Raw genomic sequence first — 14,628 nt, forward strand, 5'->3', positions numbered from 1 at the left:
CCGTTTCCCGCCGACTGCCCCTGCGGGCGCAAGGGAGACAAGCGAAACCCCGGAGGGGCCTCGAGTTTTCGCGCATGGTCCGATCGCACCTTGGCGCGAAAAGTTTTCGCGGCCCTTGCGTCCGCGGGGGCCGGCGGCGAGGATGGAGGGTCGAGGCGGGGAGGGGCTGCGGCGGGGAAGAGGGCGGAAGCGAATGCTCGAGGCGGGCAAGAGAGCCGATGCGTCCGGAAGGCCCGCCGGCAGGAGCCGACGGGCCGGGCTTCGCTAGGCCGTTTCGCGACGGGGCCTGATGCAGGCGGTCTCCCCGTGTACGTAGTTGTTGGAGTTCCAGGAGAAGTCGCCACCGTGGTCGTAGCGGGCGACGTAGGGCAGGTCGGGATACGTGATGCTGACCCGTCCGTCGGGCGTCTCCACCCGGACGGCGATCGCGTTGCCGGCAGGCTGCCCGAAGCCGACCACGGGGTAGGCCCTCCAGCCGTTCTCGTGCTCGCGCAGCCACACCTCGTCGCCGATCTCGAGCTCGCCCACCGGCACCTCGACGGAGTCGAGGAACTCACCGAGGCGCAGGCCCTCCGGCATGGACTCGTCGAAGGAGCGCAGCATCTCGTCGAAATCGTAGGAGCGCTGCTCCTCGCACGGCTCCACGTCTCGGACGCCGGCGGGCTTCCAGCCCTCGTCGTACTCCGTCGTGAGGCGCTCGACGATCCTCCAGCCCTCGATGACGTAGATGCCGTTGTCCCCGGGGTCCATGCTCGCGTCGTCGGTGTAGGGACCGATGCCGACCGACAGCGTGCCGCCGAAGAAGTTGCCGACGACCTGGCAGATGCGGGCCCACCCGTAATTGTCGGAGCTGGGCGGGCGGTAGCCCTGGAGCTCGCAGTACCGAAGCAGCGGCTCGACGGTGTCGCGGCCGCCGTTCCAATGCAGGTAGAGTCCGACCTTCCTTTCTTGCGTGGTGATGATCGCCCTGTTTCCCATCCGGGACCTCCTTCGCTTCCCTGGCTCCGCCCTGTGCCGAGCCCCGTTGGCGGCCTCAGCCCGCAAGGCGCTTCCGGGTGCAAGGGGGGAAGGGGAAACCGGAGGCTCGAGCTTCCGACGCAGGCGGAAGGTTTTCCGCGGCCCTTGCGCCCGCAGGGGCCTTGCGGTCGCATGGCGTCCGACGGGGCTGTGCGGGGCGGGGCGGGACGAAGGTGCGGATTCCGGGAAACGGCATCATCCATCCCAAAGGAGAAGGCCGGCGTGTCCGATATGGCGGCACAAATTGGCTCTCGATTGACCATCGCGATACCAAGTCTGTTTACACTGGTGCGAGCTAACGAAGCATGGCGAAGCGATTCGACGCGTCAGGATCGGGGCGGATTGTCGTTACGCGGTGGGAACTCGCCGCTGCCCAAATTCAGGTCATCGAAATCGGGTTCTGCTGCGCCTGCGCGTGGTGAATATCGCAGGTGTCGAAAGTCGCGCGAAACAAAATCCGCAGGCGTATCGGGAGGAGCGAGCGTGGTAGCATCGAGACAATGCCGAGAACGCATTCGGTTCAATCGAATGAGCCTCGCTCGGAAAGGAGCAGTGCATGACCATCAGGTTCGACAAGGATGATAAGAGGATTCTCTTCCGCTATGAACCTGAGTATTCCTTTGATGTCATCTGCGCAAAGCTATGCATCAGCTTCGATGACTCGGGCGTCATCAGACGATATACCCCGGGAGCACTGCCCGACGAGCTCAAGCAGAAGCGCCCGCCCACGCAAGACGACGCCAGAGTACCTATAAAGAGGGTTTTCACGTTTCTTCAAGATGACTTGGTCGATGAGATGTGCGAGGGCCTGACCGAGACCCTAGTATTCAAGTTTGCGGTACTCGACGAAGCGAATCCGGGCTATTTCAGGGTCAACGGGCGCGTATTCGATTGCGAACGAGATATCCTGCTCGCTACCAATCTTCGGCTTGATTGGAGACTGTTCTGCGTTGGATACGAGCGCCGCACATCGGTCATCGAGCGCATTGCCTCAATGCTCGACGACTCGGAGGCTTTCATCGCCATCGGCGGTGATGATGAAAGGGCAATTCCGGAGGAGACCTTCAAGGAGCTGCTGGATGGCTTTCCAACTACAGCGACCCTAAAGCGCTACGGCGACGCTCAGATAGAAAGCTATATCCAAGACTATCTGTCCCTGAAAAAAGACTACGGGGCACAATACAGGCGATCTCTAGAGCGTAGGCGAACGAAAGCGTGCTTCAAACTTGGAAGCCCGACAATAGACGCGAGCAGGATTACGGCATTGCGCGAAGCGGCCACCCAGCTACACAGCCTTTTGAATCAGGGGAAGGCCGTTCCTGAGGAAAGCTGGCAGAGAGGGATCCTATGCGTACTGCCCGTTCTGTTCCCTCAATACGTTGCCGTAATCCCAAAAGCAAAAATAAAGGACACGCTTACAGGCAAGAAGCGGGAAGTGGATTTTCTACTCGTGGACGCTTCTGGCAACGCGGATGTGCTCGAGATAAAGAAGGCTTTCGACAAACGCAACCTTCTCATGCGGGCCCCGTACCGAGACAACAAGGTCCCGGCGCGGGAGCTGAGCGGGGGGATAATGCAGATCGAGAAGTACATCCATCTCCTTCTCAATTGGGGACGGGAAGGAGAAGCGGCTCTCACTCGCAACCATTCTGACCTTCTTCCCGATGGCCTTGCGATACGGTTCGTTAACCCGCGGGGAATTTTACTCATGGGTAATTGCGAGTTCGATGAAACCGAGCAACGCGATTTCGATCTCATTCGGCGCCAGTACTCGCATGTTGCCGACATCATCACCTATCCCGACCTTCTCCGCCGCCTCGAGAGGATGATTGAAGCCCTTGGCCCATTGGAGAGTTCCCAAGATTCTGCGCCATCCTAACAAGATGGAAGACGCTCAGAATAGGACTATGGGGGCCGGCGGGGCGAAGCAGGGTGCGGACTTCGGGGGGGGGGCGGCATCGCCCACCTCGGAGAGGTGAGACGGCGCGCTCCCGATGCCGCGGCGGAAACCATCCCTAGGTCGGATATCATAATGCTAAGTTCGTTTACATTGATGTAAACTATCGGAGCATGGTAAAGCAATCTGACATATCGGAGCTGGAACAGCTCGCCGCCTCCCAATGGGGGATGTTCACCACCGCCCAGGCGCAGGCGCTCGGGTTCAGGCGCAACCAGATCTCGCGCATGGTCGATTCCATGCGCGCCGAGCCCATGTGCTACGGGGTCTACCGGTTCGTTGCGGGGAGCGAGCCCGCGCACGCCGATCTCAAGGCGGCGTGGCTCTCGGCCTTCCCCAAGGAGACGGCGGCCGAGCGCCTCGCCAAAAAGCCCTTCGACGCCGTCGTCGCGGCGGAGACGGCGGCCGCCGCCCTGGGCACCGGCGACTTCCATCTGTCGCCCTACACCTTCATCACGGCGACCAGGAAACAGACGACGCGCAAGGACATGAGATTCCTAGGGTGCTCGCTCGACGAGGCCGACGTCGTGATGGTCGACGGGCTGCCGACGACGAGCTTCGAAAGGACCGTGTTCGACCTCCTTCGGATCGACGAGGACCCCTCCCTCGTCGACGGGTTCATGCGCGACGCCGCCAGGAACCGCGCCCACGCCTTCGACTTCGAGAGGCTCTCGGAGCTCCTCGGCCCGATAGCGTCACGGCACGGCTTCCCCGAAGGGGGCGCGGCCCTCGCAGCCGACCTCGTCCTGCGCAACGTGTCCGACGTGCTGGTCGACAGGGCGAACGATGCCCTGCGAAGCGCGATCGTCGACATATGCGGGAGCGAGGCGTTCCGGTCCGCAGCGGGAAACGCGAGCGCCCTTCTCCTCGATGCCCTGAGAGACGCCGGGCTCGCGTCCAGCCTCGAGACGATGCAGAGGACGCTCCTCGACTCGATCGGGAGCCTGCGCCCCGATGTCGTCAAGGGCGCGAGCCTTCCCGGAGCGGAGGCGTTTGCCAAGGATTTCGCGGCGGCAACCGCGGCACTTGCGAAGCCTGCCACCGAAGGTATCGCCTCGGCGCTGGCGAAAGCGGCGGGGCCCTTCGACGCGCAGGAAGAGGGCAGCGACTCCATGGGTGAGGAGGCATGATGGCCGAGGGGTACCGAAGCGCGCTTGCGCTGGAGCAGGCGGTCAAGGCGGCGGCGAGAAAGTCCGGGCAAGACGTCGGGCGCGCCGTGGAGGGGTTCTACGCCGGCAGGCTGCTGGAGAGGGTGTTCAGCGAGGAGAGGAAGCCCTTCGTGCTCAAGGGCGGCAGGGGGATCCTCGCCAGGACCGTCGACGCCCGCTACACGACCGACACGGACTTCCTCTACAGGGGCGACGACCTGGAGGAGGCCCTCGGGGAGCTCAAGCGCCTCGCCTCCAAGGACCTCGGCGACCGCATGGAGTTCAGGTTCATCTCGGCGAACAAGATAGCCGCGACCCAGGAGTACCGGGACGGCTGCCGGGCGAGGTTCGAGGTCGTCCTCGACGGGACCAGGCGCAAGTCGGAGATAGCCGTCGACCTCGTCGCCGACCCCGTCGAGCTCGGGAAGGCCGACCTGGTGACGCCCGCCAACAGGCTCGACATGAAGGGCCTTGCCGTGTTCGACTACCTGGTCTATCCCGTGGAGAGAACCGTGGCGGACAAGGTGTGCGCCACCATGCAGGCCTACGGCGGAAGGGAATCGAGCCGGGTGAAGGACCTCGTCGACCTCGTGCTCCACGTGACCCGCTACGGCATGGCGGGCTCCGACCTCTCGAGGGCCATCGAAAGGGAGGCGGGGGTGAGGGGAATCGGCCCGCTCGACGCCTTCGGGGTGCCGGATTCCTGGCGCGGGCCCCGAGAGAGGGCGTACAGGAAGGCGGCGGCCGAGGCTAAGATTTCCGACCGGTGGCTCGGGGTCGCGGATGCCGAAGAGGTCGTCAAGACGTGCGTCGATCCGGCAATAAAGCGGCAAGTCGAAGGGCTCGAATGGAATCCGGAAGTTCTGGAGTGGGTCCCTGCGCAGCTATCGGAAGGGTAAGAAAGAAAGCAGACGGCGGATAAGGAGCGACCAAGGTGGACGAGAACGACATCATCGGCGTCGTGAGGGAGTACCTCGAAGACAAGGAGAACTCGTACGCCCTCATGCTTACCGGGGAATGGGGATGCGGGAAAACCTACTTCGTCGAGCACGCACTGACCGAGAAGCTGGAGGCAGGTAAAAACCGGCATCCCGTTGTAGTGGCGTCCGCCTACGGCGCCAAGGACTTAGCGGAGCTATGCGGGGCGATCGAGGCTGGCTTCATCTCGAAATACGCCATAGGGCGCACGGCCGGCGGGGAGAGGAGCAGGAGGGATTCGCTCGTCGAGTTCGCCAAGGACACGGGCGTGTCGTTCCTCGGGAAGAAGATCAGGGAGTTGGAGAAGAGGGCGGGCGTCGACCTCAAGATGGCGCCGCTGAACGCCGTGAACCTCATCATCGGACCCGAGGCCCTCCTCGTCATAGACGACGTGGAGAGGTGCGGCATGGGCCTCAGGGAGCTGCTCGGGGCGGTCGACCACCTCGTCGTCGCCTGCGGGAAGAAGGTCGTCCTCGTCTGCAACGAGGACGAGTGGAGGAAGAGGGTGGAGCCGAAGGACGAGAAGGGCCAGGGCGCGAAGGGGACGGCCGGGGAGTACGACGACCTCATCGAGAAGACCGTCTGGCGGAAGTGCCGGTTCAGGCCTTCGGTCGACTCGGTCGTGAAGCGCGTCCTAGGGGATGTTCTGGACGGCATGTACCCGAGCGCGTTCGAGGACGCCGCCTCGGCGATAAGGGGAAGCGGATCGCCGAACTTCCGGTCCCTCAGCAAAATGCGCCCTGTGCTGGTCGGGATGAAGGAATCCGGGTTCTTCGCCGAACCAGCCGACCCAGAGTCTGCCAGGGCGGTCTTCAGGGAGGTTTGCGGTTTTGCAGCAGGGGCGGCGAAGGGGAAGCGCATTGAGCCGCCGTCGAGCCGGGAGGACTCCGTCCTTAGGGGAGGCATCTTCGAGTCGCGCCGGCTCAAATACGCCGCCCTGGACTTCATTCCCCGCTTTTTCGAGAGGTGCGAGGGGGTCGATTCCGAGCATGTCCGTTCCTGCCTGGAAGACTACCTTGCGACCTTTTATCCCGACGGGCCGGCCGCGCGGAAAGCTCTCGAATGCATCGACAGCATCAGATACGCAGCTTTCCGCGACGCCGATGTCCCTGGCATGGTGGAGACTATAGTCGCCGGGATCGTCCCCGGGGACGGGGGCCGCGGCTTGTCGTTCGACGTCTATCCCGACGCCCTGCGTGCCGTCAAAGGCATTGCGGGGGAATTTGCTGACGCCCTTCCCGAGGGAATCGCACTGCTCGTCAAGGCGATGGAGTCCTCCATCGAGCTTGACCCCGAGTCTGCAGTTAGATCGATCGGAAAGAATCGAGTCGAATGGCAGGAGGTTCCTTTCGACCCGAGCGGAGCGTACGAGATTCCGGCTTTGGAGGAGGTCGACAGACTGAGGGAGCTCGCCTTGACGACGCTGCACGAACGGGAGTCGAAGTCTCTCGACAATGTCTTGAGAAACGCCCCCGACCAATTCGCGGAGAAGCTCTATCTGACTTTCTCGAAATCAGACGATCGGTCGGAACCTATCCTGTCGCTCATCTTCCTCGACGCTTCCCTCTTCGTGAGGGCGATGGAGGAGATGCCTCCCAAAGACATTCAGCTTGTGCATAGGGTCCTTTCTCCGGACGACCTCATGGGATCACGCCTCGCCTCGCTCGAGAGCGAGGACAGGAAGGCCCTCGCAGCTTGGGCCAAAAGGCTCGGATCGGAGATTGGCAAGGCTGAGGCCAAGGAGCACTTCCAACGAATCTATTTCGGCGCCATATCCCAGAGCCTCGAATATCTTGCCGATATCTAGGACACGCAGCTTTTGCCAAGTTGAAAGGCGGCTAGGTTCTGCAGAAGAGCTTCTGATGGCAGCCTTACGGCAAGGACGATGGCCTAATGCCTTGCCCATGCTCCATCCAGCTCCGCCGCGCAGCTCTCGAGCACGCACCTCACGGCGGCTATCTCCGACGGGGTCACGCGCCCTTCGTCCGCCTTCTCCTCGAGCATCGCGAGGATTGAAACCGCGCCTTCGATGCGCTCAGTCGAGCGCACGATTGCGTCGATGGATTCTTTGGGTAGGGTGTTCAATGGGGTGCCTTTCATAGGGCGTCCTTTCCTAGGCGCTCGTCACCGAGGGAAGAAGGCCTCAGGGGCATGAAGAGAGAGGCATCCACCTCAGTTGTCACCCTGTTGGGAAATGTACGCCAAATACCCAAAACGGCAGATGCCCCTCTGTCCGGTATTTGGCGTACGAATATTCAATTAGGGTGACCGTCTCATTATAAGCGCAGCCCTCCCGTCCCTACGGAAAATCCGCGAGGCGGGCGCTGTCCGGGGCTGCAGACGGGAAGCGGCCGGCGGGGCTCCTACATGAACCTGAAGACGGCCCTGAAGAGCCATCGGGCGAAGCGCACGACGATCCTCACGACGCAGCCCTCCCTCCTGTGGACACGCCGCCCTCCATCGAGCCGCACAGGGCGAGGTAGCGCCCGTAGCGCTCCTCGCACGCCGCCATGTGCCTCGCGAGCATCTCGTCCGCCTCGCATTCCGCTTCGAACTCCTCTCTTGACGCCCCGGGGTCGCGGTCGTAGAGCAGCGACAGGATTACGCTGCGCCGCGCGGCGACCTTGCGCCAGAGCCTCGCGAACCCCGGGTCCGCCTTCGCGAGGCCCTCCATGTCGAGGGGCTCCCCGTCGCATCCCAGGGCGTCGGGGGGTATGGGGTCGTCCGACCACACGGGCAGGCCGTCGTCGCCCTCGAGCCACCTCGCCAGGTTCTTCGCAAGCCTGCCGTCGTCGCCGTTGCGGCCGCGGTAGCTCTCGGCGTATGCGGCGTAGGCGTCCGCGATCTGGCCCGGCAAGTATCCCTCGGCGACCCTCTTCTCCCAAACTGCGAGGCAGGACCTCTTGAACCCGAGGGAGGCGACGGGCTTTATCGACATCGCGCAGAGCCTCTCGAACTCCTTAGGAAACTCGCCTCTCCTGTAGGGCTCGAAGCCGCCGCCTTCCCCTCCGTCCCCGGGTTCCCGCGGGGAGGAGGAGAGGGGTAGTTGATTGGATTCAGGGGTTTTATCCCATGAGTAATTAATAGCGCCGGGTTCTCCAGATCTGGGTTTTCCGGATGTTGCTTTCCCGGATGTGGCCGGACCAGATACGGATTTTCCCGTTCTGGGGACAACCTGGGCTTTTTCGGCTACGCCGCCTTCCTCGGCGCTGCCGCGCCCTTTCGACGCGCGCTCCTTGCGGGTGAACTCCGAGAGAATCGCGAACCCCTCGGAACGCAGCTCCTCGGCGACGTCGTCGTGCATCGCGGGGTCGTCGAGCGTAATCCAGGTGGCCTCCTCGGCCTTGAGGAATCTTCCCGCTTCCCCGCGCCTACGGGCTCGGACGACGTAGCCTGCCGACTCGAGCTCCTTGATGCCGGCCGACACTGAGTCGACGCCGTCCTTCACGAGCGAGGCGAACCCGCGGATGGTGAACACCCATTCGGGGTTGCCCTCGAGCGAGCGGATCTGGCAGTAGATCCCCTTGGCCTTGAGGGAGAGGCTCCGGTCGAAGAACACCGTGTTCTCGACATGGGTGAACGAGCCCTTGCCCCTGTGAATCACATTTCCCACGGCTCCCCTCCCTTCTCCTGTGCGGCGCGCCTGCGCTCCGCCTGCTCGAGCAGCTCGAGGGCGCGCACGACGCGGGCCTCCACCTCTTCGCGGGTGGCGGACGGCCGGAAGAACCGGGCTATGCTTCTCTTGGGGATCCTGAACGACTCGACCTGGTTGGGCTTCTCCTCCTCCATGATCGAGCGCACGAGGGCGTGCGTGAGGCAGCCCTCCTGCGAGAAGCGCTTCAGCTTGATCGCCTGGGCGTGCGACGGGGTGCAGGCGTACTCGGAGATGGAGTCGAGCAGCCAGCCCTGCTCCTCCTCGGACAGGTAGCTGGCCTCGACGGCCGGCAGCATGCGCATCCTGCCCTCGTCGACGAGGTCGAGGAGGCCCGGGACGAGGTGCGTGAGCCTGATGTAGCGCCGCACCTTGTCCTTGCTCACTCCCAGCTCCTCGGCGAGCACGTCGCGGGACTTCCGGCCGTTGAACTTGTGCGCAGATTGCGCACAAGTCAGGTCGGTGCGCTCGCCCTGGCGCTTCATCGCCTCGAGCCTCATGGAGTAGGCGAAGGCCCGCTCGCTCGGCAGGACGTTCTCGCGCTGCAGGTTCGAGTCGACCATGGCGATGACGGCCTCGTCCTCCGTCATCTCCCTCACGATGCACGGCGCCTCCTCGAGGCCCGCGAGCTCGGCGGCGCGCTTGCGGCGGTGGCCGCTCACGAGCGTGTACCTGCCGCCGTCGCCGGGCACCACGGTCAGGGGGACGAGAACGCCGCACGCGGCGACGCTCTCCGCGAGGGCCTCCATCTCCTCGTCGTCGGCGACGCGGAACGGGTGGTCCGGGAACGGGTCGATGAGGCCGAGCGGGATGCGCTCCACGGAGCCCGCGGCGGCGGAGTCGCGCGCCTCCTGGGACGTGAAAAGGTCCTCGATGCTCGGCAGCGGCACCGCCGCCCTCCTCCTAGCCACGGCGCTCCACCTCCTCCGCGAGGCGGGCGAACGACGCGGCAACCTTGCCATCGGGGTCGTACGCGAATACGCTTTCCCCTGCAGCGGCCGACTCCGCGGCGGAGACGGCGCGGGGCACCACGGTCTCGAAGACGCGGTACGCCTTCCCGTACTGCCCTCTGACGGCGCGCTCGACCTCCCTTGCGAGGTTGTTGCGGGAGTCGTAGAGCGTGACGAGGATGCCCTCGACGGAGAGGCCGGGGTTTATCTGCCTCCTGACCCGCGCCACGGTCTTCAGGAGGCCGGTCATGCCGGACGCCGGGAGGTATTCGGCGGAGACCGGGATGAGGACGCTGTCCGCGGCGGCCAGTGCGTTGATGGGGATTATCCCCAGGGTGGGCGCGCAGTCGACGATGACGTAGTCGTAGTCCGCCTTGATGGGCGCGAGCCAGGCGCCCATCATCCGCTCGCGGGACATCGCCATGAACACCGCCATCTCCATGGCGGCGAGCTCGATGTTGGAGGGCATGAGGTCGACGCCCTCGCGGTGGCGGAGCATCCCCGCCGCGGGGTCGTCGTCCGAGCCCGCTATCGCGGCGGAAAGGTGGGTAGCGAGGGTCGTCTCAAGCGAGTCCGGGTCCCTCCATCCGAGGGACTTCGTCAGGTCTCCCTGGGGATCGGCGTCGACGAGAAGCACCCGGCTCCCCGTCCTGGCGAGCGCGACCCCTAGGCTCAGCGCCGTGGCGGTCTTGGCCGTCCCTCCCTTCTGGTTGGCGACGGCTATCGTCCTGCATGTCATCTTTCTTCCTCCCATCTGCGGCGCTGCCGCGTCTCGGGAGGTCAGGAGGTTTCGGAATCGCAGTCGGGGCGGGGCCTTGTCGCCCTGCGGCCTTCAGCCGACCGTCCGCGCGTTCGCGTATCTCCTTCGGGAACGGTCGTCCCCATGCGGAATACGCGGTTGGAAAGCGCGGGAGGATGACTGGATTTTCCAGTGTTTCTTCCGTTTCGCAAGCCGTTCCCACTGAAGGAATGGGAGCGTAAAAATGCCCTTTGAAGTGGGATTACTTAAAAAATGGTTTGCAAGGGAAGTGAGCGGAACGTGCCAGCCAAAACATTGGGAAGCTTGGGCCTTACCACTTGGCGACACCCGCATGATGACAGATTATAGCGCAAATACTAGCAGCACGCAGACGGAAAATGTTTCACGTGAAACATCCATGGACGCGAGCCGGTCAGAATACACCACGGCCCCCGAACAGAAGCGCGGGGGCCGTGGTACGTCCAAGGATTTGGATGAGCCGGAGCTACTTCTTCGCGGCGCCGATACGGCAGATGGTGGTGCCGCAGTCGGGGCATTTGCCCTTCGTGATGGGCTTGCCGTTCTTCGTCGTGCTCTCGACGGGGTCCTGCATGATCTTCTTGGCCTTGCACTTCACGCAATACGCTTCAATAGCCATGGCTTCCAAACACCTTTCTGTTCTTTGTTGAATCGGGCGCAACGCCCGCGTGAGAACGCGCGAGATTCAAGAAATCTTACGAGCAACACACGGCCGCCATTATACGGTACCGCGATGCAGGCGCACCGGGGATGCCGGCGCGCCTTTATATATTCTTCAACAACTCCATAACGAATTCCGCATTGTTGTTCAACGTCTCCTCGTCGATGTTCTCGAGAACATCGTCCCCTTGCGCGAAGAACGCCGGTTTCGCACCGTCCATGCCGACGAGGTGCATAGCTTGGAAGCCCTGCTTGATTGCAATCGAAGCCGCACTGTCCTCCCACATGATAGACGCGGCGCCAATTGACAGACCGGTGGCCTGCGATGCCTTCTTCGTGTAGCGTTTCATGCGGGAGGAGGCCTTGGCCTTGCGATACATTCCTTCGCGCTCGATCATGCAGAGCTCGCCCGCGCCCAACGCGTCGACATCGATGATGATGGAGCCGCGCAGATCCTGGTTGTGCTCGGCGAGGAACGCATGCATGCCGCCGTGCTGCGCCAGCTCGGAGCCCAACGCGACGAACCACACCTCGGTATTGATGTCGGGGTTGCGGAACTGGTATATCTCCTTAAGTTCGGGAGGCGTCGCCGGGTCGTCCGGATGGGCGGCCAGCAGGTCGTCCTCGGGGTTCAGCTCCTCGGGCGTCACGTCGTTGGCACGGCCCATGCGCAGGCGCGAGAATCCACCGCCGTTCCAGCGTCGACCGGCATCGGAGCGGAACGCGTCATCCTCGTACTCGTCCACATCGTCGAGCGAGAAATCGTCATCGGCAAAACCAGCGGCAGGAGAGGCGCTCGTGACGCCCGCAAACGTGTCCTCGGGGCTCTTTCCCACCAAGGGAGCCAGGTAAGAGTCCTCTTCCCCGTCGTCGACGTAGGCATCGTCCTCGTACGTTTCCTCGTAGTAGTCCGGGGCGGCACTTTGCTCTTCGCGGAAACTCTCCCAACCGCCGCGCGCTGCACCGGCGGTACGGGCATCGAACGTTTCGTCCACTTCGAGCCATTCTTGAGGCGTGGGCTCATCTTCTTCCTTGCGCTTGCGGAAACGCAGCTTGTCGAGGAAGCGATGCGCGCGCGACTTCGGCATTTCCACGTAACCGGTACCTGCGAAGGCACCCGTTTCGGTGTACTCGCCCTCATAGGCGGAATCGTCGGCATCATCCACGTAGATGTCGTCGGGATCGACGTTCTCGAGCAACTCATCGCCCACCGGGGCGAACGCCCCGGTGGCGCCGGCCGGGACGAATGCACCGGCTGTGCTGACGGCAGCCTCGTCGGGACGCGCGATGGCACCGGACAACGAGGGAAGCGCTGCGCGCAGGTCGGGACGCTGGGGAGCCGGCACCGCAGGAGCATCGCCAACTGCAGAGGTGGCGGTATCCGATACGGGCTCGATGGACGGCAGCATGGTGAGGAGGCTCTTAGCCGCGCTCTTGCCGGAGGTCTCGGCCTCGGCGAGCGGGGCACGCTGCTTGGGCAGCTCGGTGATGGGCGTCAAGTTGGCAGCCGCTACGCCGATGTCGGGCAGAACGATGGGACGACGTTGCGAAGCAGGAGCAGCTTCGCCGCCTTCAGGGGACACAGGTACGGGTGCACCGGCGGGCTGCACCGAAGGGGCGCCCTGCGCCGACTGGAGCTCGATGCGGCCGCTGTCGCCGATTGGCGCGGCGGTCACGTCGACGCGATTCGCGGTGCGGTTCACCTCGCCGCGCTCCTCGAGCTTCTCGGCCTGGGCCTTCGCCGGATCGAGGAACGAGGGCATGGGCACATCTCCCATGGGCGGCACGTCGCCAAGGCGCAGCTCGCTCACATCGATAGGCGGCATAGCGCACGTAGCACCCGTATCAGGGGCATCCGTACCGTCATGAGATTCGAAGCGCACCTCCGGCATGGTCGCCGAAGCCTGCGCAGGAACCGTTTCGGGAGCGGCGCCGTTCATCGCGACGGCGACGGTGTTCGCGAAGGTTTCCGTTTGCCCGCCCGCCGGAGATTCATCCGAGCGGTTCGCTTGCGGTGCTTTGACCTCCATGATGCCTTCGCGCATACTCTGAAGGCGCACCTCCATGTCGGACGGCGGCGTCGGAGGCTCCTCGGCGGCACCTTCCGCGTTGTCGCCGAGAGCAGCATCAAGGGCATCGGCATAGCGTGAGCGGTGCACCTGCTTGTTGTCGACGGGTTTCTTAGCCTTCTCCTGAGCTTTCTTGAACCAATCAGGCACCCCGTCGCTGGAAACGGGCTCGGCAGCCGGTGCGGGAGCAGGCGGGAAGGATGTCGGGATACCCGCGGCAGCTGCTGCGGCGGCTTCGGCCCCGTTCAAAGCAGCAGCCTCTGCGTTCGCAAGCGCCGCCTGCACCGTCTCGGCAGGAATGGTGGTGAACGCCTCGCGGGTCTCGCCGCGCTGCGTCTGGAAGTCCACGTCGGTCGGACTCGGCAGCGGGGGCTCCTTCACCTGGACAAGATTCTCGGCCAAGTCGGTGGACAGGCGACCGCTTACCGGCTTGCCCGTGAGCGCGGCAACGGCGGCCTTAGCGGCCGCCAGGCGGGCGGCCTCGCTTTGGGGAGCAAGCTCGGGAGGTTTCACGTTGGAGGCCGCATAGACGATCTCCACTCCCTCGGGCACGAGACCGGCTGCACGAGCAGCCTCCTCGCCATGGATGGCAGCCCCTTCGGCGCGCGCGGCCAGCTCGGCCTCGCTCACCCGCCCGCGGCCCACCCGACGCGCCACGTCAAGCAGCACGGAGACGCCCGAGGCGTTGCAGTTCGCCGCCTCGTTATAGGCCGCAAACTTGTGTGCAAGCGCTTCAAGAACCGGCAGCGCCACGAATACGAGCACGATGGCCATGAGCACGTTGAGCACTATCTCGGTGGTGCCGGCAGCATGGATGAAGAGCGTCGCGCGCAAAACAAGCAGCAACGGGACGGCCGCCATGGCACCGAGGTTCACCCAACGGAGCACGGGCAGCGCCGAAAGGAAGGGCTGCTTCAACTCGGAGCGCACCTTGCCGCTGTCATAACGGGCCACGAGAATGATCTTGCGGCGCCGCGAGCCGCCTGCCTCGGCCGTGTAGCCGGGCTCGTATTTCGCAACGACATTCTGGCTGACCCCCCGCGCGAATGCTTTTGACAACACCGGTCGGTCGAGCACCTCGGCAACCAACAGCAACAAGGCAATCAGGGACACGATAAGAGCAGGGATAACCATGACGGAAAGGAGCAGTGCCAGCACGGCCACGACCAAAGTGGCCCCACAGCAGATCGCGCGGGGGGCATCGGCGCTTCCGGCACCGCTGAAATCCTCGATGACGGCCGACAGGCCAGCTTCCTTCTGCATCTGCTCGGTTATGTACAGCGCAGCCTGCTGCTCTTCTTCCGTTCCGGCAGGACGCGGGCCTATTTGCTGCGACAAATATGCAACGTGGTCTAGAATTTCCGGCATACCCTTTGCCTTTCGCTCACGAACTTGTGACATCCTGCTAGGCATATATGC

General features: G+C 63.8%; 12 protein-coding genes. 4 read left to right on the forward strand and 8 right to left on the reverse strand.

The window, feature by feature from the left end; genetic code table 11:
- Positions 1–264: 264 nt before the first annotated feature.
- Positions 265–978 (reverse strand): hypothetical protein, encoded by a 714-nt coding sequence (locus LB310_RS03710; protein ID WP_301154557.1) that lies wholly within the window; start codon positions 976–978, stop codon positions 265–267.
- Between the two features lie 595 nt (positions 979–1,573).
- Between LB310_RS03710 and LB310_RS03715 the strand changes: the two genes are divergently transcribed.
- Positions 1,574–2,896, forward strand: a complete 1,323-nt coding sequence (locus LB310_RS03715; protein ID WP_301154558.1) for a Shedu immune nuclease family protein — start codon at positions 1,574–1,576, stop codon at positions 2,894–2,896.
- Between the two features lie 181 nt (positions 2,897–3,077).
- Here LB310_RS03715 and LB310_RS03720 read toward each other — a convergent pair whose 3' ends face one another.
- Positions 3,078–3,203: a hypothetical protein gene (locus tag LB310_RS03720; protein WP_255375167.1), complete on the reverse strand. Its 126-nt coding sequence runs from the start codon at positions 3,201–3,203 to the stop codon at positions 3,078–3,080.
- Here LB310_RS03720 and LB310_RS03725 point away from each other — a divergent pair.
- From LB310_RS03725 to LB310_RS03735, 3 genes are read left to right on the forward strand one after another with little or no spacing between them, the layout of a single operon-like run.
- Entirely contained in the window at positions 3,145–4,104 is a 960-nt protein-coding gene (locus LB310_RS03725) for a hypothetical protein (protein WP_367316802.1), read from the forward strand. The two genes, LB310_RS03720 and LB310_RS03725, sit on opposite strands and share 59 nt — an antisense overlap.
- Positions 4,104–5,021 (forward strand): nucleotidyl transferase AbiEii/AbiGii toxin family protein, encoded by a 918-nt coding sequence (locus LB310_RS03730; RefSeq protein WP_301154560.1) that lies wholly within the window; start codon positions 4,104–4,106, stop codon positions 5,019–5,021. The genes LB310_RS03725 and LB310_RS03730 overlap by 1 nt, the downstream gene beginning before the upstream one ends.
- Before the next feature lie 35 nt (positions 5,022–5,056).
- Positions 5,057–6,907, forward strand: a complete 1,851-nt coding sequence (locus tag LB310_RS03735; RefSeq protein WP_301154561.1) for a P-loop NTPase fold protein — start codon at positions 5,057–5,059, stop codon at positions 6,905–6,907.
- Positions 6,908–6,990: 83 nt separating this feature from the next.
- On the opposite strand, the gene LB310_RS03740 is transcribed toward LB310_RS03735, so the two are convergent.
- From LB310_RS03740 to LB310_RS03765, 6 genes are all read right to left on the reverse strand, one after another.
- Positions 6,991–7,200, reverse strand: a complete 210-nt coding sequence (locus LB310_RS03740) for a hypothetical protein (protein ID WP_287747546.1) — start codon at positions 7,198–7,200, stop codon at positions 6,991–6,993.
- 319 nt (positions 7,201–7,519) lie between these two features.
- Positions 7,520–8,659 (reverse strand): helix-turn-helix domain-containing protein, encoded by a 1,140-nt coding sequence (locus tag LB310_RS03745; protein WP_301154562.1) that lies wholly within the window; start codon positions 8,657–8,659, stop codon positions 7,520–7,522.
- Positions 8,660–8,700: 41 nt separating this feature from the next.
- Entirely contained in the window at positions 8,701–9,663 is a 963-nt protein-coding gene (locus LB310_RS03750) for a ParB/RepB/Spo0J family partition protein (RefSeq protein WP_301154563.1), read from the reverse strand.
- On the reverse strand, positions 9,656–10,441 hold the full coding sequence (locus LB310_RS03755) for a ParA family protein (RefSeq protein WP_301154564.1): 786 nt from the start codon (positions 10,439–10,441) through the stop codon (positions 9,656–9,658). The genes LB310_RS03750 and LB310_RS03755 overlap by 8 nt, the downstream gene beginning before the upstream one ends.
- Positions 10,442–10,946: 505 nt before the next feature.
- On the reverse strand, positions 10,947–11,099 hold the full coding sequence (locus LB310_RS03760) for a DUF5679 domain-containing protein (RefSeq protein WP_166521699.1): 153 nt from the start codon (positions 11,097–11,099) through the stop codon (positions 10,947–10,949).
- A gap of 145 nt (positions 11,100–11,244) precedes the next feature.
- Entirely contained in the window at positions 11,245–14,577 is a 3,333-nt protein-coding gene (locus tag LB310_RS03765; RefSeq protein WP_301154565.1) for an aminopeptidase, read from the reverse strand.
- Positions 14,578–14,628: the final 51 nt, after the last annotated feature.

The sequence above is a fragment of the Gordonibacter sp. RACS_AR49 genome, assembly GCF_030418435.1.
GTDB classification, from domain to species: Bacteria; Actinomycetota; Coriobacteriia; order Coriobacteriales; family Eggerthellaceae; genus Gordonibacter; species Gordonibacter urolithinfaciens.

Bases quoted from the DNA above. Each gene is read 5' to 3' on its own strand.
- LB310_RS03710 (WP_301154557.1), bottom strand. From the start codon at position 978: ATGGGAAACAGGGCGATCATCACCACGCAAGAAAGGAAGGTCGGACTC.
- LB310_RS03715 (WP_301154558.1), top strand. From the start codon at position 1,574: ATGACCATCAGGTTCGACAAGGATGATAAGAGGATTCTCTTCCGCTAT.
- LB310_RS03765 (WP_301154565.1), bottom strand. From the start codon at position 14,577: ATGCCGGAAATTCTAGACCACGTTGCATATTTGTCGCAGCAAATAGGC.
- LB310_RS03740 (WP_287747546.1), bottom strand. From the start codon at position 7,200: ATGAAAGGCACCCCATTGAACACCCTACCCAAAGAATCCATCGACGCA.
- LB310_RS03730 (WP_301154560.1), top strand. From the start codon at position 4,104: ATGGCCGAGGGGTACCGAAGCGCGCTTGCGCTGGAGCAGGCGGTCAAG.
- LB310_RS03760 (WP_166521699.1), bottom strand. From the start codon at position 11,099: ATGGCTATTGAAGCGTATTGCGTGAAGTGCAAGGCCAAGAAGATCATG.
- LB310_RS03720 (WP_255375167.1), bottom strand. From the start codon at position 3,203: ATGCGCGAGATCTGGTTGCGCCTGAACCCGAGCGCCTGCGCCTGGGCG.
- LB310_RS03755 (WP_301154564.1), bottom strand. From the start codon at position 10,441: ATGACATGCAGGACGATAGCCGTCGCCAACCAGAAGGGAGGGACGGCC.
- LB310_RS03725 (WP_367316802.1), top strand. From the start codon at position 3,145: ATGTTCACCACCGCCCAGGCGCAGGCGCTCGGGTTCAGGCGCAACCAG.